The organism is Amycolatopsis keratiniphila (assembly GCF_000400635.2).
In the GTDB taxonomy this organism is placed as follows: Bacteria; Actinomycetota; Actinomycetes; order Mycobacteriales; family Pseudonocardiaceae; genus Amycolatopsis; species Amycolatopsis keratiniphila.
The window spans coordinates 1,705,323-1,723,586 of the sequence record NC_021252.1 but is presented as its reverse complement, the minus strand read 5'-3'; the positions used below and the strand labels follow the sequence as shown (position 1 = coordinate 1,723,586).

General features: G+C 69.4%; 15 protein-coding genes. 6 read left to right on the top strand and 9 right to left on the bottom strand.

Features of this window, described 5'->3' with window-relative positions; genetic code table 11:
- The first annotated feature begins 23 nt into the window (after positions 1–23).
- The 4 genes from AORI_RS49115 to AORI_RS49100 all read left to right on the top strand — a co-directional run bounded on the left by AORI_RS49115 (position 24) and on the right by AORI_RS49100 (position 7,165).
- A complete protein-coding gene (locus AORI_RS49115) occupies positions 24–2,975 on the top strand; it encodes a BTAD domain-containing putative transcriptional regulator (protein WP_123798318.1) in 2,952 nt (983 codons plus the stop codon).
- A gap of 135 nt (positions 2,976–3,110) precedes the next feature.
- Positions 3,111–4,331, top strand: coding sequence for a hypothetical protein (locus AORI_RS49110; RefSeq protein WP_016332014.1), 1,221 nt, complete (start codon positions 3,111–3,113; stop codon positions 4,329–4,331).
- Between the two features lie 142 nt (positions 4,332–4,473).
- The gene (locus tag AORI_RS49105; protein WP_016332013.1) at positions 4,474–5,859 is read left to right on the top strand and encodes an FAD-binding oxidoreductase; all 1,386 of its coding nucleotides are present in this window, start codon (positions 4,474–4,476) and stop codon (positions 5,857–5,859) included.
- A 94-nt stretch (positions 5,860–5,953) separates the two neighbouring features.
- Positions 5,954–7,165: a glycoside hydrolase family 88 protein gene (locus tag AORI_RS49100; protein ID WP_043848621.1), complete on the top strand. Its 1,212-nt coding sequence runs from the start codon at positions 5,954–5,956 to the stop codon at positions 7,163–7,165.
- Positions 7,166–7,484: 319 nt separating this feature from the next.
- Here the strand turns inward: AORI_RS49100 and AORI_RS49095 are convergent, their stop codons facing one another.
- Positions 7,485–7,913, bottom strand: a complete 429-nt coding sequence (locus tag AORI_RS49095) for a DUF4396 domain-containing protein (RefSeq protein ID WP_016332011.1) — start codon at positions 7,911–7,913, stop codon at positions 7,485–7,487.
- 259 nt (positions 7,914–8,172) lie between these two features.
- Between AORI_RS49095 and AORI_RS49090 the strand changes: the two genes are divergently transcribed.
- Positions 8,173–9,189, top strand: a complete 1,017-nt coding sequence (locus AORI_RS49090) for an autoinducer 2 ABC transporter substrate-binding protein (RefSeq protein ID WP_200870964.1) — start codon at positions 8,173–8,175, stop codon at positions 9,187–9,189.
- 1 nt (position 9,190) lies between these two features.
- On the opposite strand, the gene AORI_RS49085 is transcribed toward AORI_RS49090, so the two are convergent.
- Positions 9,191–10,381: a DUF6923 family protein gene (locus AORI_RS49085; protein ID WP_043847956.1), complete on the bottom strand. Its 1,191-nt coding sequence runs from the start codon at positions 10,379–10,381 to the stop codon at positions 9,191–9,193.
- Between the two features lie 22 nt (positions 10,382–10,403).
- Positions 10,404–11,168 carry a bestrophin-like domain gene (locus AORI_RS49080; protein ID WP_016332008.1) on the bottom strand — a complete coding sequence of 255 codons (765 nt, stop codon included), beginning with the start codon at positions 11,166–11,168 and terminating at the stop codon, positions 10,404–10,406.
- Between the two features lie 454 nt (positions 11,169–11,622).
- Here AORI_RS49080 and AORI_RS49075 point away from each other — a divergent pair, with 454 nt between their 5' ends.
- The gene (locus AORI_RS49075; protein ID WP_016332007.1) at positions 11,623–12,648 is read left to right on the top strand and encodes a family 2 encapsulin nanocompartment cargo protein polyprenyl transferase; all 1,026 of its coding nucleotides are present in this window, start codon (positions 11,623–11,625) and stop codon (positions 12,646–12,648) included.
- Positions 12,649–12,882: 234 nt separating this feature from the next.
- Here the strand turns inward: AORI_RS49075 and AORI_RS49070 are convergent, their stop codons facing one another.
- The 6 genes from AORI_RS49070 to AORI_RS49045 form a co-directional block, all read right to left on the bottom strand.
- Positions 12,883–14,010, bottom strand: coding sequence for a CapA family protein (locus AORI_RS49070; protein ID WP_016332006.1), 1,128 nt, complete (start codon positions 14,008–14,010; stop codon positions 12,883–12,885).
- Between the two features lie 243 nt (positions 14,011–14,253).
- Positions 14,254–15,570 carry a DNA polymerase IV gene (locus tag AORI_RS49065; RefSeq protein WP_016332005.1) on the bottom strand — a complete coding sequence of 439 codons (1,317 nt, stop codon included), beginning with the start codon at positions 15,568–15,570 and terminating at the stop codon, positions 14,254–14,256.
- Positions 15,557–15,880 carry a transcriptional regulator gene (locus AORI_RS49060; RefSeq protein ID WP_016332004.1) on the bottom strand — a complete coding sequence of 108 codons (324 nt, stop codon included), beginning with the start codon at positions 15,878–15,880 and terminating at the stop codon, positions 15,557–15,559. The genes AORI_RS49065 and AORI_RS49060 overlap by 14 nt, the downstream gene beginning before the upstream one ends.
- Positions 15,877–16,506 carry a hypothetical protein gene (locus tag AORI_RS49055; RefSeq protein ID WP_016332003.1) on the bottom strand — a complete coding sequence of 210 codons (630 nt, stop codon included), beginning with the start codon at positions 16,504–16,506 and terminating at the stop codon, positions 15,877–15,879. Before AORI_RS49055 ends, AORI_RS49060 begins: the two co-directional genes overlap by 4 nt.
- A 20-nt stretch (positions 16,507–16,526) precedes the next feature.
- Complete coding sequence (locus tag AORI_RS49050) at positions 16,527–17,258, bottom strand: ABC transporter permease (RefSeq protein ID WP_016332002.1); 732 nt, start codon at positions 17,256–17,258, stop codon at positions 16,527–16,529.
- Positions 17,255–18,157, bottom strand: coding sequence for an ABC transporter ATP-binding protein (locus AORI_RS49045; protein WP_016332001.1), 903 nt, complete (start codon positions 18,155–18,157; stop codon positions 17,255–17,257). Before AORI_RS49045 ends, AORI_RS49050 begins: the two co-directional genes overlap by 4 nt.
- Positions 18,158–18,264: the final 107 nt, after the last annotated feature.

The following is an 18,264-nucleotide window of genomic DNA, read 5'->3' as shown; positions in this document are numbered from 1 at the left end:
CTCCTGCCGTATTGGCGGTTTAGGTGACTATTCTCGGGTTTCGCGTTCTCGGTCCGCTCGAAGTGGCGGTGGACGGGCAGGTGGTGCCGCTCGGCGGCCCCAAACCACGTCTGCTGCTGGCCGCTCTCCTGCTCCAGCCCAACGTCGTCGTCTCCACCGAGCTGCTGATCGAGGTCCTGTGGCCGTCGTCGGCGCCCCGGTCGGCGGCCGCGAACATCCGTACCTACGTCCATTCACTCCGCAAACGCCTCGCCGACCACGACCCCGCGCTCGGGGAACGCATCGGGAGCCGGGCGTCCGGCTACATCCTCAAGGCCACGCCGGAGGAGATCGACCACATCCGGTTCGGCGCATTGGCCGCCCGCGCGCAGGACGCGCTCGGCCGGGGTGACGCCGGATCCGCTCTCGACCTGCTGGATCAAGCCGAAGCGCTGTGGCGCGGGGAAGTACTCGAGGGTCTCCCCCACGACCACGGCTGGGGCGCGACCGTGGCGCGGCTGTCGGAACTGCGGCTGGCGGTGCAGGAACAGCGGCTGCGGGCGCGGATCGAACTCGGCCGGACCGCCGAGGCCGTCGCCGAACTGCGCGGCCTGGTCACCGAGCATCCCCTGCGCGAGGAGCTCTGGCAGCAGCTGATCCTCGCGCTGCGGGCCGACGGCCGCACGGCCGACGCGATCGAGGCCTACGAAGCGGCCGAGAAGGTGCTGGCCGAGGAGCTCGGCACCGAGCCGGGCCCGCGGCTGAGGGAGCTGCGGGCCTCGCTGGTGATCACGCCGTCCGCGACCCAGGACGCGGTGGCCGCCGCCCTCACCCGGCCGATGGCGCCGGTCTGCCAGCTGCCGCTGGACCTGCCGGACTTCACCGGCCGCGACGACGTGGTCGGCGAGCTCGTCGGCCTTTTCCGTGAACGCCGCGAGCAGGGGAAGCCGGCGATCGCGGTGCTTTCGGGGGCACCGGGGATCGGCAAATCCTCCGTCGCGATCCGGGTGGCACACGCGGTCCGCGACGATTTCCCGGACGGTCAGCTGCACGTCGACCTCGCCGGGACGTCGTCCTCGCCCCGGCCCCCGATGACCGTGCTCGCCGAACTGCTCCGCGCGCTGGGCGTTCCGGACGCGGGGCTGCCGCGCGATCTCCCCGAACGCGCGGCACTGCTGCGGTCCCGGCTGTCGACCATGCGGATGTGCGTGGTCCTCGACGACGCCGGCAGCGCGGCGCAGGTCCGGCCGCTGCTGCCCGGCGCGGGTTCGTGCGCGGTGCTGATCACCAGCCGGATCCGGATGCCGGATCTGGCCGGGGCCACCCCGGTCGACATCGAGCTCCTTCCCGAAGACGAGGCCGCGGCGCTGCTCGAAGGCATCGTCGGCGCCGAGCGGGTCGCCGCGGAGCCGGAATGCGCGACCGCGATCCTGCGCCACTGCGGCTATCTGCCGCTGGCGATCCGGGTCGCCGGGGCGAAGCTGACGCACCGGCCGGGCTGGACGTTGCGCGTACTGGCGGACCGGCTGCGGGACGAAAGACGAAGATTGGACGAACTCCGCGTCGGCGATCTCGCCGTACGGGCGAGTGTCACCCTCAGCTACGACCTGCTGCCCATGTCGGCGGCGACCGCGTTCCGCGGCCTCGGCGGCCTCGGTTCGGTGCAGTTCCCCGGCTGGGTGGTGGCGGCCCTGCTCGGCCGCGAGCACGGCGACGACGTCCTTGACGTGCTGGTGGACGCCCATCTGGTCGAACTCGGCGGCTCGGACACCACCGGCGAGCCCCGGTACCGCTTGCACGACCTGTTGCGGTGTTACGCGCTCGAACTCCGCGCGCAGGACGTGCCGTCGAAGGCGCACGACGCCACGAAACGGGTGCTGGAGGGCTATCTCGCGCTCGCGATCGAGGCCGCGGACCGGTTGCCGATCCACTTCTTCGGCCTGTACCGGGACGACACCGCGGCCCAGCCCGCCCTCCCGCGGGGAACCGGGCGGCTGATCGAGGATCCGGCCGCGTGGTTCGCCGCCGAGCGGCACACCTGTGTCGCCGCGGTCTCGCTGGCCGCCGACCTCGGCTTCGATGCGCTGGCCTGGCGGCTCGCCGCCGCGCTGGCGCCGTACTTCGACCAGCGCGGCCACCAGGACGACTGGCTGCACACGCACGCCGTCGCGCTGGCCGCCGCCCGGCGGTCCGGCGAGGTCCGCGGCGAGGCGATCATCCAGCGCAACCTCGGGCAGATCCAGCTGTACCAGGACAGTTACGCCGAAGCGCTGGTCGCGTTCGAGCAGTCGCAACTGCTGTTCGACAAGGTCGGCGACGCGCAGGGCGCGGCGATCGCGCTGGCCGGGCTCGGCACCGTGCTGCGGATCAAGGGCGAGGACACCGTCGCGCTGGAGCACTGCCACGCGGCGCTCGACCAGTTCTCGGCGGCAGGCGATCCGCACGGCGAGGCCCTCGCGCGGATCGCGATCGGTGCGGTGTGGCTGGCGCGGCGCCGGTTCGACGAAGCGGAACGCTGGTTCACCGAGGCGCTCGAGCAGTCCGCCCGGATCGGCGACCGGCATCGGGAGGCGCACGCGTTGAAGCGGCTCGCGATGCTGCGCCAGCATCAGGGCGACCTCGCGGGCGCGCGGGAATGGGTCGACCGCGCCATCGTCCTCTTCAACGAACTCGGCGACGACCACTGCGTCGGCTACGCGAACCAGAATCTCGGTGAGCTGTACCTGCACAGCGGCGACCTGGCGCACGCGCAACTGCTGCTGGTGAATTCGCTGAGCGTGCACCGGCGCAACGGGGACCGCCGGTCCGAGGCCGAGGTGTCGCAGTTGCTCGGGGAACTGCACGAGGCGCTGAGCCAGCCCGAGCGGTCGCGGACCTATTCGGAACGCGCGCTGGCGTTGTGGCGGGAACTCTCCGCCCGGCCGCAGGAATCCGCGCTCGCTTCACGCCTTCAGGAGTCGGCCGAAGCGTCCTACAACGACTCCGCGAGCGCCTGACCTTCTCACCTTTCGGCACCTGATCGCGGTGTTCACGCACCGCGATCAGGTGCCGACTTGCGTTTGTATCGATCGTGTACAGGCCCCGGCGAAGCTCCCTTCGTAGCAACCGAGAGTGCTCGAAGGGAGACCGGAATGGTCCGGACCGTGAAGGCCCGCCGGGTGATGGCGGCCGTGCTGGCCATGGGGGCGGTCACCGCGCTCGCCGCCAGCCCCGCGAACGCCGCGCCCGAAGGAAGCTGGCGCGCCGACCTGTCCACTGTGGACGGAGATGACGTCAACGTCCGCAGCGACGGCGGTGTGCTCAGCCTGGAAAACGCCGCCTGGCACAGAAAACCCGACTCCATCGGCAGCCAGGGTTACCTGCTGCTGGCCGAGCAGAAGCTCGGGAAGCCGGTCAACCGGGTCACCGCCCAGGTGACCGCCGACGCGCCGAAGGGCACCGAGGTCGAGGTCGACGTCCGCGGCAAGCTCAACTCGCAGGACTGGACGGAGTGGACGCCCGCCGACGGCGGCACCCAGCTGTCCGCTTCGGTCTCCACGGTCCAGGTCCGCGTCGGACTGCGCACGGTGCACGACGGCGTGACCGCGAAGGTCAGCGACGTCACCCTCCTGGGTGAGCTCGCCCCGCAGGTCAACGCGATCGGCGCGGCCGCGGCCCCGCTGACGTACAAGGTCTACGGCACCCGCGAAGGCCTCGTCGGCGGCACCACCGCCAACGGGCACGTGATCAAGTCCCGCGACCACTTCGTCGCGCTCCCCTCGGGCCGCGGCCTGGCGCCGAAGAACACCGGCAACTACACCGTCCGCATCTGCCGCACCGACAACAGCCGCTGCGAATACGCGCCGGTGTGGGACGTCGGCCCGTGGAACACCAAGGACGACTACTGGAACCCGTCGGCCACCCGCCAGATGTGGAAGAACCTGCCGCAGGGCAAGCCCGAGGCGCAGGCCGCGTACCAGGACGGCTACAACGGCGGCAAGGACGAGTTCGGCCGCAAGGTGGCCAACCCGGCGGGCATCGACCTCGCGGACGGCACCTTCTGGGACGGCCTGAAGATGACCGACAACGGCTGGGTCAACGTCTCCTACCTGTGGACCGGCTCCGGCCCGACCGGCGTCGTCAGCACGGCGGGCGACCCGATGAACGTCCGCGCGTCGGCGAGCACCTCGGCGGCGATCAAGGGCCTCGCGGCGAACTACGCGAAGGTCAACATCGAATGCTACGTCGAGGGCGAGACCGTCACCGGCAAGTTCGGCACCAGCAACATCTGGGACCGGATCGGCCCGGGGCACTACATCTCCGACACCTACCTGCAGACCGGCTCGGACCTGCCGGTGGCACCCAAGTGCTGACGCACTCCTGATCGCGAAGGCCCGGCGTACCCCATAACGCCGGGCCTTCGCCCTTTTGTCCGCCCTTTCCGCCGCTCGTGCGGACCTGGGGCCGGGGCGTCCGCCATCGAGACTGGCGGTAGCCACGACCTGAGGGGGTCCCATGAATCCGCCCGAAACGACCACGTTGCGCGAGAAGCTCTCCGGCACGGTGATCACCGCCGCCGATCCCGGTTACGACGCCGCCCGCGCCGTGTGGAACGGCGACATCGACCGGCGCCCGGCGGTGGTCGCCGAATGCGCCACCCGCGAAGACGTCGTCACCGCGCTGGCCTTCGGCCGCGAAAAGGGCCTCGAGATCACGGTGCGCGGCGGCGGGCACAGTTTCAGCGGCTCCGCCGTGGCCGACGACGGTCTGGTGATCGACCTCGGCGGGCTGCGCCGGATCACCGTCGATCCCGGCGCCCGCACCGCGGTGGTCGGAGGCGGCGCCGTCTGGGCCGACGTCGACGAAACGACGCAGCGGTACGGGCTCGCGACGGTGGGCGGCACGGTGAGCGACACCGGCGTCGGCGGGCTCACCCTCGGAGGCGGCTTCGGCTGGCTGACGGCGAAACACGGGCTCACGATCGACAATCTGCTTTCGGCGGAGGTCGTGACGGCCGACGGCCGGATCCTGCGGGCGTCGGAGGCGGAGCATCCGGATCTGTTCTGGGCCTTGCGTGGCGGTGGCGGGAACTTCGGCGTGGTCACGGAATTCGAGTTCCGGCTGCACCGGGTCGGCCTCGCCGAGGTCGGGCTGTTCTTCTGGACACTGCACGACGCGCCCCAAGCACTGCGCTTCGCGAAGGACGTGACCGCGACGCTGCCGCCGGGCACCGGTTCGATGCTCGTCGGGATCACCGCGCCGCCCGCGCCGTTCGTCCCGCCGGAGCACCACCTCGCGCCGGGGCTCGCGCTGGTCGTCGCCGGCTTCGACGGCCCCGAGCGGCACGCCCGGATCGTCGAGCGGATCCGGGACGGGCTGCCCGCGGCGTTCGAGCTCGTCACCCCGATGCCGTACGCGGAACTGCAGAAACTGCTCGACCCGACCGCGCCACGGGGCATCCTCGCCTACGAGAAGTCGCTTTACGTCTCCTCACTGTCCGAAAAGGTCATCGACGTGATCGCCGCGCGCCTGCCGGACAAGGCGTCGCCGACGACCGTCATGCCGATCGTGCCGTTGCAGGACACCTTCTCGACGGTGCCCGACGACGCGACCGCGTTCGGCGGGCCGCGGACGCCCGGGTTCGTCATCGGCCTCGCGGCGACCGCCCCGACACCGGAACTCCTGGCCGCCGACCGCGCCTGGGCGCGTGCGCTGTGGGAAGAACTCCTGCCGCATTCCAACAACTACGGCGGCTACCTGAACTTCATGAACGAATACGACGAAGACCGCGTGCGCACGGCGTTCGGCGCGGAGAAATACGCCCGGCTGGCCGCCATCAAGGCGGTGTACGACCCGGACAACGTGTTCCATCACAACGCGAACATCCGTCCCGCTGAGTGACGCATTTATTCACAACCATGAACGCTCTTCACAAGCCCGTAATCGTCGTGCGAAACTCCCGTCACGCATTTCCCACTGACGATTGGCGGGCATGGTGAGCGTTTCCCGGCGAACCCTCTTGACCACCGCCGCCGGTGCCGCCGTCGCGGCGACGACGACGATCACCCCGGCCGCCAGTGCGGCCGGGGAACTGCGGACTTTCCGCCGAACGGCCGATTACGCGGTGACCAAACTGCGCGCCGTCGCCCCCGGCGTGACGGCCTTTCCGGAGATCACCCGATTCGAGAAATGGACCTATTCGCAGAACGGCGGCTGGATCGGCGGATTCTGGCCGGGCACATTGTGGCTCGCCTCGATCTACAGCGGTGATGCGCGATTCCGCACGCTCGCCATGGCGTCGGCGGAAAAGCTCGCGCCGCGGCAATACGAGACACGGGACCACGACCTCGGATTCCTCTTCTACCCGTCGTGGGTGACCGGCTGGCGGCTGACCGGCGACGAGAAGTGGCGCGCCGGCGCGCTCAACGCCGCCGCGTCGCTCATCCAGCGCTACAACGAAAAGGGGCGGTTCATCCGGGCATGGGGCGCGCTCGGCACCCCGGGCAACGCGGGCCGCGTCATCGTCGACACGATGATGAACCTGGACCTGCTGACCTTCGCGAGCAAACAGACCGGCGACCGGAAGTACCTCGACATCGCCGTCTCGCACGCGAAGACCACCGAACGGGTCTTCGTGCGCCCGGACGGCTCGACCCCGCACGTGTTCGACTTCGACCCGGACACCGGCGCCGAGATCGGGCCGGAAACCGTGCAGGGTTACAGCCCGACGTCGTGCTGGTCGCGCGGCCAGGCCTGGGGGATCTACGGGTTCACCACGATGTACCGGCGCTCCGGGGAACCGTTGTTCCTGCGGACCGCGCAACGCATGGCCGACTTCGCGCTGCACGCGCTGACTCCGGACAACCTGCCGGTGTGGGATTACCTCGCACCGCAGGCGCCCTACGACATCAAGGACTCCTCCGCCGGCGCCGTGATGGCGTGCGGGCTGCTTGACTTGGCGAAGGTGGCGAACCGGCCGCAGTACCGCGAAGCGGCGATCCGGATCCTCACCGCGCTGTGCGACACGTGCCTGACCGCGAAATCCACGCGGGCCGAGGCGATCATGGCGCGGGGCACGCGCAACCGGCGGGCCGAGGACGGCGTCGAGGTTTCGTTGCCGTACGGCGACTACTACCTGCTGGAGGGGATTCTGCGGGTGCTGATGCCGCGGGAGATCGACCGGGCCATCGATCTGTCGAGCGTCTGACCCTGGACTGGCGATGCCGACAGGCCTGATCCCGAGCGTCCACAAGGGACATATCGCGCCGATCGGGCATCCGGTTGCACCTTTATGTCCGCTTCCGAACGGGGTCGTGAGTGATAATGAGGGTTAGAACCACCCAAATCACTCACGACCCCTGCACAAAGTGACCAAATCGGGCATTTTGCCTCTGAATGTGTCCCTTGTGGACAGTCGAGAGCGCGCCAGGTCTCCGTGGTGAGCATGCTCTCGCCACCAACCCCATCACGCCATGTTCAACTCACCTCTCAATAACCCTCCTTGCCGCGAAGACCCTGAAGCTCGCTCAGTGACCACCGTGGTGCGCGTGGACCTTCGCGTGCCCCAGCCCCCGCCCGATCATCCACTTGTTCACCGGCACCGTCAGCACGAACGCGACGGCCAGCGAGAACGCCAGCGCACCCCAGAACAGCAGGCTTCCGAGCCCGGCGTCCATGGCGCCCGGCACCACCAGCATGACCGCGTTGTCGACGATCTCCATGACCGCGATCGACACGGTGTCCGCGGCCAGCGCCACCTTGAGCGCGGCGCCGAACGGCAGCCCCGACTTCAGCACGCCGCGCATGGTCAGCGCGTAGCCGAAGACGAAGGCGAGCGCCACCGCGAGGACGATCGTCGCCAGGTTGCCGAAGCCGAGCGCCGTACCGATGACCATGCCGAGGACCTCACCGATCGCACAGCCGGTGAGGCAGTGCAGGGTCGCCGACACCGCCATCGACCAGCTTGCTCCATGCCTTGCGTCATCCATACGCGAGACCATACCCCCCGCCCGTATAAAACGCGCGATGAGTCGTCGCTCACCGTCACCCCCGTAGGCCGACTGGGTAATCGTCCCAGGTCGATGAACTCACTTCCGTAACCCTTTGCGCTCATCCGGTTGACCGGGGTAACCAGGAGCCCTAGTTTCGCCGGAGGTCTCCACCGCGCGTAGACCGATCGGCTGGTTCAGATGGTTCCGTGACTATGGGGTGGAGATGCGAGGGCCGACGAAGACGCTCGTCGTTGCCACTGTGCTCGCTTTGGGCATGGTGTTCGGGCTGGCGGGCTGTGACGGCGAAGAACCGGCGGGCATGGCGGCCAGGCCGATCCGGATCGCGTTCGTGCCGAAGGTCGCCGGCATCCCGTACTTCGAGGCGATGAACACGGGCGGGCAGGCCGCGGCCAAGCAGCTCGGTGTCGAATGGAGCTCGACCGGTCCGGCCACGGTGGACCCCGCGGCGCAGGTCTCGATCGTCCGTGGGCTCGTCGACCAGCAGGTGGACGTCATCGCGATCGCGCCGAACGACCCCAGGGCGATCGCGCCCGCGATCACCGACGCGCGGGCCAAGGGTGTCCACGTGATCACTTCGGACACCGACGCGCCCGGCACCGATCGCGAACTCTTCGTCAATCAGGCGACCCCGGAAGGCATCGGCAAGGCGCTCACCGACGCGCTGATGAAGAAGATGGGGAACGCGGGCAAGTACGCGATCGTCTCCTGTGGCGAGACCGCCGAGAACCTCAACGCGTGGATCGCCGTTCAGCGTGCCTATACCGCTACGGCGTACCCCCATGCGCAGCTCGTCGAGACGGTCTACGCCGGCGAGGACAAGGACAACGCCACCGCGCTGGCCAAACAGCTGATGACCAAGTACCCGGACCTCACCGGCCTGGTCGGCGAATGCACGACGTCCGCGCCCGGCGTCGCCGAAGCGGTCCGCTCGCAGCAGAAGATCGGCCGCGTCTTCACCGTCGGCGTCGGGACACCGCAGGCGATCAAGCCGTACCTGCTGGACGGTTCCGCGTCGCTTTCGGTGCTGTGGAATGTCGAATCGCTCGGCTACCTCACCGCCTGGGCGGGCAAGCAGGTCGCCGAGGGCAAACAGCCCGGCCCGTCGAACAAGGTCAACCTCGAACTCCCCGCGATCAAGTACGAGGAAGACACGAAGACCCTGCTGCTGGGCGACCCGCTCCTGATCACGCGTGAGAACGTGGACCAGTTCAAGTACTGACTCACCGGGCCCGCCGGACGGCACCGGCCGCCGCGCCACCGCCGAGGATCAGGACCAGCGCGGTCAATCCCCAGCGCCGTTTCTCCTTCGTACGGGCGTGTGGGTCGACCTCCTCCGCCGCTTCCTTCCGTTCCCTGGGCGCCACCGAACGAGAGGGCCTCGGCGCGGAAACCGGCGGCTGCGGCATCACCTGGGGAGCGGACCTGGGCGCCGGGCTCGACGACGGCGTAGGGCTCGGCGAAGAAGACGGACTGGGTGACGGCGGCGAGGAACTGGAAGTAGGTGTGGGGGAAGGAGAAGATGTCGGCGTAGGTGTCGGCGTCGGCTTCGGCGGCTCGGGTTTGGGCGGTTCAGGGTTGGGTGGTTCAGGTTTGGGCGGCTCGGGCGCGGTGAGGCAGCCCGCGGCGTCCGAACCCGCCAGCGGCGGTCCCGAGAGCACCACGGTCACCTGCCCACTCCGGTCCAGCCGGTAGAGCACGCTGCGCCCGCCGATCCGGTTCGCCGTGGCGTACAGGGCACCGTCGCGGCCCAGCACGACCGAGCCGTAGACGTCGGCGGGCGGGAAACGCGCGTCTTCGGCCTCACGGACCTTGCCGGTCTCCGGGTCGATGGTGATCACGGCGCCCTTTCCGCGCCAGGTGGTGGAGACCCCGTACAGCAATCCGTTGTGGTACGCGAAATCGTTGACGTCGTGGGCGAGTGTGATCGGCCGCAGGAACACCGTCCCGATCACCCGCAGATACCGCTCCCCCGGCGTCAAGTCCACTGTGTACAGTGTGCCGTTCCTGAGCAGGTACCAGGAATTCCCGCCGATCGCGCCGGCGGTCACGCCCGCGACGGGGCTCCACAGCGGCAGCCGGTTCCCGGCGCGGGTGATCGGGCCGAGATCCTGGGTCTTCCCCTCCCGGTCGATCGTCACCGCGTGCGCGCCCCGGCTGAGTCCTTCGGCGACGCCGAAGACCAGATTCCGTGTCGCGGAGTAGCCGAGCGCGTTGAGCCGGTAGCCCGGCTCGGTCACCCGTGACGTCGTACCCGAGCCGACGTCGAGCCAGCGCAGCTTCGACTTCCCGTACGACCCGGTTTCCGCCTGCACCGCCAGGCAGGACTCGGCGGCTCGCGCGGCCATCGGCGCCAGGAGCGCCGACGCCCCCACCAGCCCGGCGACGGCCACCGTCGCCGCCCCCCGGGTCATCCGGTCCACTGTGCTCACCGGCTCAAGAGATCCTCGCCAGCGCGGCGGAGAACGCGTCCGGCGGGATCCGCACCCCACCGCCGAACGGGTTCTGCAGCTGGTAGATCGCGAACAGCAGCAACGTGACCGTGCCGGCCAGGGTGGACACGATCACCAGATGCGCGGCCAGCCGGGTACCGCCGAACAGGTTGGGCAGCAGTGCCGAGATCAGGCTGCCGAGAATGAGCGCGAACCACACGACGCCGCCGACCCGGCCGCCCACGACCGCGTTGAGCCGCTCCTGCCGGGCCTCGTAGACCTGCCAGAGCTGCGTGTTCGCCTCGGTCTTGCGCTCGCGGAGCCAGTCGTCGTCCGTCGGGGCCTTGTCCACCGCCTTGCGCAACCGGTCGAGCAGCGTCCAGCCGGTGTCCGGAAGGGTCGTCTCGCCCCCGGCCATCAGCGGCCATTCCTTCTGCTCGACCGTGGTCATGTACTCGGTGCTCAGCTTCCGCACCTCGTCCTTGACCTCGGTCCCCAGCGAGTCGGCGGCCCAGACGGCGGCGACCAGGCTGTCCGCCTCGTGGTACGAGCCCTCGCGCGCCGCGCTCGCGGAGTCGAAGAGGGAGATCAGGATGAACGCGACCAGGACGGCGTGCAGCCCGCCGACGATGGTGAACACCTGGCCGGCGGCGTCGTTGTTGTCGGGCCGTCCTTCGTCCCAGCCGAATTTGCGGACGAGGTAGCCGACGAGACCCGCGAGGGCCGCCGCGCCGACGACCCAGGCGATGCCGGTCAGGTAAATGCCCATTCGAGTCCTTCCAGGCGGAGACTGCTGAAACTAGTTCACGCTTCGCCGAACGGAAAAGACCGGTTGAATCAATTCATACCTGCGGCGGACCGACGCCAGTCGATCATCACCGGCTCGGCCCAATTTCCCACGACTCGAAACCATTTCCGACACGCGCCGGAAAGGCCCGTCACCGGTCGGAGAGCGCGGCTTCACGACCGAGTGAGCGGCCACCACGAGACGTCACCACCCACGCCCCGTACCGGCATTTCGTGCGGTGACGGCACCCGATCGGCCGCCCGGCACCGCGCATCCGGCCCAATCCGGCAAACAGGTGAACCTCTCCGTAGACCCGATCGAGCTGTTTGACCCGGCATTACCCCTTGCTATGTTGATTTTGCGCCCACCCCACTCGAATGGGTATCCGCGAATTGCGAAAAATCGCGGCTCACCGGGTCGAATGAAAGGGAGTCCGTTGACGACCATCGAGACCCATACCGGCGCCCGGCCCGCCGGTGAGGTACTGACCTGGAGCCGGAATCTGCTCGATCCGGCACTGCGTGAAGCCGTCGACGGATTGCCCGAGTCGATGCGGCTCATCGCCGGCTACCACTTCGGCTGGTGGGACGAACACGGCCGTCCGTCCACTTCGGACAGTGGGAAGGCCTTGCGGCCCGCATTGGCGTTGTTGTCGGCTCAAGCGGTCGGCGGGGACGCCGAGATCGCCGTCCCGGTGGGCGTCGCGGTGGAGATGGTGCACAACTTCTCCCTGCTGCACGACGACGTGATGGACTCCGACACCACGCGGCGGCACCGGCCGACGGCCTGGACCGTTTTCGGCACCGGCGCGGCGATCCTCGCCGGGGACGCCCTGCTGTGCCGGGCCTTCGAGGTGCTGGCCCCGTTCGGGCAGACCGCGTTGCGGGTGCTCAGCACGGCCGTGATCGACCTGCTGGAAGGGCAGAGCGCGGATCTGAAGTTCGAAGAACGCGGTGACGTCGACACCGCCGAATGCGTTCGCATGGCCGAGGGGAAGACCGGCGCGTTGCTCGGGGCGTCGTGCACGCTCGGGGCGCTGGCCGGAGAAGGGAGGCAGGATCAGATCGACCGGCTGACCGAGTACGGGAGGGCACTCGGGCTGGCGTTCCAGCACATCGACGATCTCCTCGGGATCTGGGGTGATCCGGCGGTGACCGGGAAACCGGTCCACTCGGATCTTTCCAACCGGAAGAAGTCCCTGCCGGTGGTGGCCGCGCTCCACTCGGGGACGGACGCCGGGCGAGAGCTGGATGCCTTGTACCGCAAGGAAAGCCTCGACGCCGCGGAGTTGCCCCACGCGGCGGAGCTGGTGGACCGGGCGGGCGGCCGGACGTGGAGCCAGGAGCAGGCCGACGCGCTCCTGACCGGCGCGCTGCACCATCTCGCCGTCTCGAACCCGGTGCCCCGCCCAGGCGCCGAGCTCGCGGCCCTCGCGAAACTGGTGGTGCGGCGACGTTATTGAAGGCGGGCGCGGTAAGGCAGGGGTGGGCGGGGAAGAGCCCACCCCTGTCCCCTCAGAGCTTGTCGGCGGAGCTGAAGACACACTTCGAAAAGGGCCTGAACGCGTGAACCCGCCACGGCCGAAGGCCCCGCTATCGCGGTGGCAGGACGCCTGATCCGCCATCGTGAGGTGCATGGCCAGGCAGCGTCCTGCCGACGTCGATCGCGGACGCGGGTTCACCGATAGACACTCAGCTCAGCGACCGGGACGGGTCAGGCCCTTGTCCGCGGCGCCACGGCTGAGGACGACCTCGTCGGTGGCCTTGAGCGCTTCCGCGCCGGCGTTCCCGGCCGGTCCCGCGGTCAGGTCGAGCAGCCGGATCGGCGGGCCGAGCTGGACCAGCGTCGGAACGTATTCGGCCTTGTCGACCTTCCAGCGTTCGCCGTCCCGCACGAACCGGAACCGCGCCGCGGCGCCCTGTTCGGTCGAGCCCTTCGGTTCCGAATGCCGGGCGACGCTGTTGCCGAGACCGTAGGCGACCCACTTGCCGTTGATCTGCTCGAAGGGCTGCACGACGTGCGCGTGGTGGCCGATGATCAGGTCGATCGAGTCGTCACCGAGGAGTTTCTTCGCCAGCGTGCGCTGTTCGGCGGTCGGGTCGTGCTGGTATTCGGTGCCCCAGTGCAGGCTCGCGAGGACGACCTGGGCGCCCGCCTTCCGCGCGGCCTTGGCCTGGGCGATCACGTCTTCGGCGTCGATCTGGTTGACGAGCCAGGGTTTGCCCGCGGGCACCTTGATCCCGTTGAACCCGTAGGAGAAGGAGATCTGCGCGACCTTGACACCGTTGACGTCGACGATCAGCGGCTTTTTCGCCTCTTCGGCCGAACGCGCCGAACCGGTGTGCTTGATCCCCGCCTCGTCGAGTTTGTCGAGCGTGCGGGTCGCGCCGTCCACACCTTGGTCGATCGTGTGGTTCGACGCCGTCGAGCAGTTGTCGTATCCGGTGTCCTTGAGCGCGTCGACGATTTCGGGCGGCGCGCTGAAGGACGGGTAGCCGCTGTACGGCCCGCCTTTCGGCGCGAGCGGGGTCTCGAGGTGGCAGATGCCGAGGTCGGCCCCGGAGATCAGCGGCTTGATCCCGGCCAGTAGCGGCCGGTAGTCGATCTTGCCGCCACCGTCCTCCTTCGCCTGCTCGGTCAGCGCGGGGTGGATCAGCACGTCACCGGTGGCGACCACGGTGAACGACCCGTCCGGCGCCTGGCTCGCCTGCGGCGCCGGGGGTGCGGCGGGCGGTTGCCGCTGCTCAGGGGTGCCGCTGCACGCGGCGAGCAGGACGGCGGCGCCGAGGAGGGCGGTGGCTTGACGGACGCGGGAGCTGAACATCGATTCCCTCGATCGGGTGACAGTCTCCTCCATCCTGCCTTACGCGCGGTCACTGGACAGCGTCAAGCCTGGTCGCTTTCGGCGTCGCCGCGTAACTGCCCGCGTGAGGTGAAGGTGACCAGCTCGAATTTCGCGTGATCAGACGCGTATCTCGCGTGATCAGGGGCCGCACACCGTGATCGCTCTTCAATCACGCGAGTTCGCTGCTCAATCACGCGAGTTCGCCGTCTGATCACGGGGCCCTCAGGCCAGGCAGTCGCCGGGTTCTCCCCGTCGCAACGCCGGATCCTCCTGCGTGAAGGTCCGCGCGACCCCAGGCCCGCTGGATCGCGTCTCGAACCGGACGGTGACCCGGCCGTGCCCGGCGCCCTGCACCCAACCGGTGCCGAACTCGTCGTGCACGACGTCGTCGCCGGGCCGCCAGCTCGACGCGACCACGGGTACCGGCGCGGGCGCCCGCTCGACCACCGGCACGTCCGGGGCCGGCACGGAAAGCGTGAAGAGCGGATCCTGATGCGGCACCGAAAGCCCGGACAACGCGACACCGGCCAGCCGCACCCCGCCGAATTCGGTCGGGTCGATCAGCAGCCGTTCCGCCATCGCGGCGAGCTGGTCGAATTCGTCGGTGGGCGAGGCCATCGTCTCCGAACGCGTCACCGTGCTGAAATCGGTGTGCCGCAGTTTGACCACCACCGTCCGCGCGACCCGGCCGGCGTTGACGAGCCGCCGGTGGGCGTGCACGGCGAGGTCGCGGACCTCGCGCCGCAGGCTCGGCAGGTCGATCAGGTCCCGGTCGAACGTCGTCTCCGCGCTGACCTGCTTGAGCTCCGCACGGTCGGACACCGGCCGGTCGTCGACGCCGGTCGCCAGCCGCCGCAGGTCCCGCCCGACCACACTGCCCAGAGTGGACACCGCGTCGGCGTCGGAGAGCGCGGTCAGCTGCCCCAGCGTCCGGACGCCGATCGCCCGCAGTTTCCCCTCCGCCACCGGGCCGATCCCCCACAGCACCCTGGTCGGCAGCGGGGCGAGGAAATCGCGTTCGGTGCCCTGGTCGACGACGAGCAGCCCGTCCGGTTTCGCCAGATCCGAAGCGACCTTCGCGACCTGTTTCCCCGACGCCGCCCCGATCGACGCGACCAGGCCGATGTCGGAGCGGATGTGCTCCCGCAGGCGCGCGCCGAACTCCCGCACGTCTTCCGACGACGCGCCGACCAGCGACGGCGGTTCCGCGAAGGCCTCGTCGAGGGAGATCCGTTCCAGCACGGGCGCGTACGTGGCGACGAGGTCGAACACCCGGGTGCTCAGCAGCTCGTACAGTTTGAACCGCGGCGGCAGGATGACCCCGTTCGGCGGCAGCAGCCGCCGGGCCTGCGACATCGGCATCGCCGATTTGATCCCGTGTTCGCGCGCCTGGTAACTCGCCCCGGCGACAACGCCGCGCGGGCCCGCGCCGCCGACCAGGACCGGACGGTGCGCCAGGGTCGGCCGGGTCAGCTGTTCACAGGAGGCGTAGAACGCGTCCATGTCCAGGTGGATGACCCACCGGTCATGCCCGCCCATCGCCCGGTACCTCGAGAAGACGGTGCAGGGCCTTCGTGTACTCCTCGAACGCGGCCCGGCCCCGGGTGGTCAGCTCGACCAGCGTCACCGGCGTGCGATGCTCGAAGGCCTTGGTGATCCCGACGTAGCCGGCGTCCTCGAGTTTGCGCAGATGCGTCGACAGGTTGCCCGGGGTCATGTCCAGCAGTTGCTGCAACCGCGGGAAGGTGATGCTGTCCCCCGGCCCCAGGCTCGACAGGGCCACCGTGACCCGCAGCCGCGCCTGCGCGTGGATCACCGGATCGAGCTGGGGCAGCCCGTCCTCGCTCATCGCGCCCGTACCAGGAAGACCAGGGACGCCACCAGGAAGCCACCGCCGCCCGCGACGCTCAGCACGAGGAAGTTGTACGGTCCCCCGGCCAGCACGCTCGCCGCGCCGCACGCGATGATCCACACGCCGAGGCCGTACTGCAATTTGCTCTGCCACAGCATTCCGCCGGCGAGGTACATCAGGCCGGTCAGCATGAGCGCGGTCCCGGACCACAGCAACGGGATCAGGTCGGCGTCGATGCCCAGCCGGATCAGCGCGGTGTTCACCACCGTCAGCCCGCCGAACGCGATCATCCAGCTCCACCCGTACATCGCGCCGACGAGCCGCGACGGGCCGTGTACGCCGCGGCTCGACCGGATGCCGTAGATCGCCGAGTACGTCATGGCCCCGGCGAAACCGACGACGGTGAGCACGGCGGCGACCCACAGCGGCATCAGGGCGGTCGGCGGGGCGGAGACGTAGATCAGCCCGAAACCGAACAGCCACACCAGACCCCAGACGCCGAGCAGCACGGCCGGATTCGGCCCGATCTCGCGCCGGGTCCGCTCGGCCTGCGTGGCGATGAGCGCGAGCGACTCCTCGGGCGTCATCGGCCGCTCGTCGCCGTCCCGTTCATCCTCCACCACTTGGGAAAACTAACACGGGTTCACAGCCTCGCCGTGTCGAGCCGGAACCTCGCCATCACCACGAGCGCGGGCACCACCAGCCACGCCGCGAGCACTCCGGCGGCGGTCAGCAGGCCCGAGCCACCGAGCACCGGCGCGCGGCCGATCTCGCCGAGCCAGTACGTCGGCATGAGGTGCCCGGCGGTGTTCATCCAGCCTGGCAGGACCTGCAGCGGGATCCACAATCCGCCGAACATGCCCAGCGGCAGCATCAGCGCGCCGGTCACGGCCTGGACGGTGTCGCCCTTGCCGAACAGGCCGATCATCAGGCCCAGTACGGCGAAGGGCAGCGTCCCGAGCCACAGCGTGCCGAAGATCGTGAGCCACTGGCCGGTTTCGAGCCGGATGCCGCGGATCATCCCGGCCGCGAAGATCACCAGCAGGACGGGCAAGGCGACGAACAATCCGGCCGCCACCTTGACCATCAGGTAACCGGGCGCCCGCAACGGTGTCAGCCGCAGGGTGCGCTGCCAGCCGTCGGTGCGTTCGGTGGCGACGCGGGTGCCGGTGAACAGCGCGGCGGTCATGGCGCCGTACGCGGCCATGTTCACCATGGTCACGGTCGCGGTCGAGATCCCAGGGGCGATCTCGCGGGCGCCGAAGATCCCGCCGAACAACAGGAACATCGCCAGCGGCATACCGATGGTGAACAACGCGAACTGCGGGCTGCGAACGATGCGCTTGATCTCCAACGCGAGGTAGGCCGGGTTCATCTCAAGGCTCCTTCAGCTTCATCGGCGGTCAGCGCGATGAAGGCTTCTTCCAGTCCCACAGCGGTGATTTCGATGTTCGCGGCGAGCGGGAACTCGCGCAGCAGGCCGCGGATCGCGGCATCGGAGTCGGCACAGTTCAGTTCCGCGTGCCCGGCGCGCAACACGGCTCGCGACACCCCGGGCAGCGCGGCGAGCGCGGCTTGGGTGGCGTCCGGGACGACGGCGCGCAGCACCCGCCCGGCGACCGCGGCCCGCACGTCGCCGACGGGACCGTCCGCGACGACCCGGCCGTGCCGCATGAGCACGACGCGGTCGGCGTAATCCTCGGCCTCGGCGAGGTAATGCGTCGCGAAGAGGACGGTGCGGCCCGTCTCGGTGTACTCGCGCATCGACGCCCAGAACCGGCGCCGCCCGTCGACGTCCATGGCCGCGGTGGGTTCGTCGAGCACCAGCAGATCCGGATCGCCGACCAGTGCGAGCGCGAACCGGACCCGCTGCTGCTCGCCGCCGGAAAGCTTGCCGCAGCGACGGTTCGCGTACTCGGTGACGCCCGCCCGCTTGAGCACCTCGCGGACCGGCAACGGATTCCGGTGCAGCGACGCGAACAGGCCGACGAGTTCGGCGACCGTGGCGTCCCGCAGCAGCGTCCCGTTCTGCGCCATCGCGCCGATCATCCCCCGGTCCATCGCCTCGCTGGCGCTGAGCCCGGCGACCCGGACCTGACCGGAGTCCGGCCTGCTCAGCCCCAGCAGCATGTCGATGGTGGTCGACTTGCCCGCACCGTTCGGCCCGAGCAGCGCCACCACCTCCCCTGGCGCGGCCCGCACACTGACGTCTTCGACGGCCAGGACGTCACCGAAGCGCTTGACCAGCCCTTCGAGGCTGAACGCGTCCGCCATTACTCTCCCCCTTCGAGCACTCTGCGCTACAAAGCTCACTCGCACTTTGTAACACAAAGTCCCCTGACTCGGAAAGCTTGGAGCGCGTGAAGGCCCCCTTCCCTCGG

Coding starts and splice junctions, on each gene's coding strand:
- AORI_RS49110 (WP_016332014.1), top strand. CDS start 3,111: ATGGTCCGGACCGTGAAGGCCCGCCGGGTGATGGCGGCCGTGCTGGCC.
- AORI_RS49105 (WP_016332013.1), top strand. CDS start 4,474: ATGAATCCGCCCGAAACGACCACGTTGCGCGAGAAGCTCTCCGGCACG.
- AORI_RS49095 (WP_016332011.1), bottom strand. CDS start 7,913: ATGGCGGTGTCGGCGACCCTGCACTGCCTCACCGGCTGTGCGATCGGT.
- AORI_RS49090 (WP_200870964.1), top strand. CDS start 8,173: ATGCGAGGGCCGACGAAGACGCTCGTCGTTGCCACTGTGCTCGCTTTG.
- AORI_RS49085 (WP_043847956.1), bottom strand. CDS start 10,381: ATGACCCGGGGGGCGGCGACGGTGGCCGTCGCCGGGCTGGTGGGGGCG.
- AORI_RS49080 (WP_016332008.1), bottom strand. CDS start 11,168: ATGGGCATTTACCTGACCGGCATCGCCTGGGTCGTCGGCGCGGCGGCC.
- AORI_RS49070 (WP_016332006.1), bottom strand. CDS start 14,010: ATGTTCAGCTCCCGCGTCCGTCAAGCCACCGCCCTCCTCGGCGCCGCC.
- AORI_RS49065 (WP_016332005.1), bottom strand. CDS start 15,570: ATGGGCGGGCATGACCGGTGGGTCATCCACCTGGACATGGACGCGTTC.
- AORI_RS49060 (WP_016332004.1), bottom strand. CDS start 15,880: ATGAGCGAGGACGGGCTGCCCCAGCTCGATCCGGTGATCCACGCGCAG.
- AORI_RS49050 (WP_016332002.1), bottom strand. CDS start 17,258: ATGAACCCGGCCTACCTCGCGTTGGAGATCAAGCGCATCGTTCGCAGC.
- AORI_RS49045 (WP_016332001.1), bottom strand. CDS start 18,157: ATGGCGGACGCGTTCAGCCTCGAAGGGCTGGTCAAGCGCTTCGGTGAC.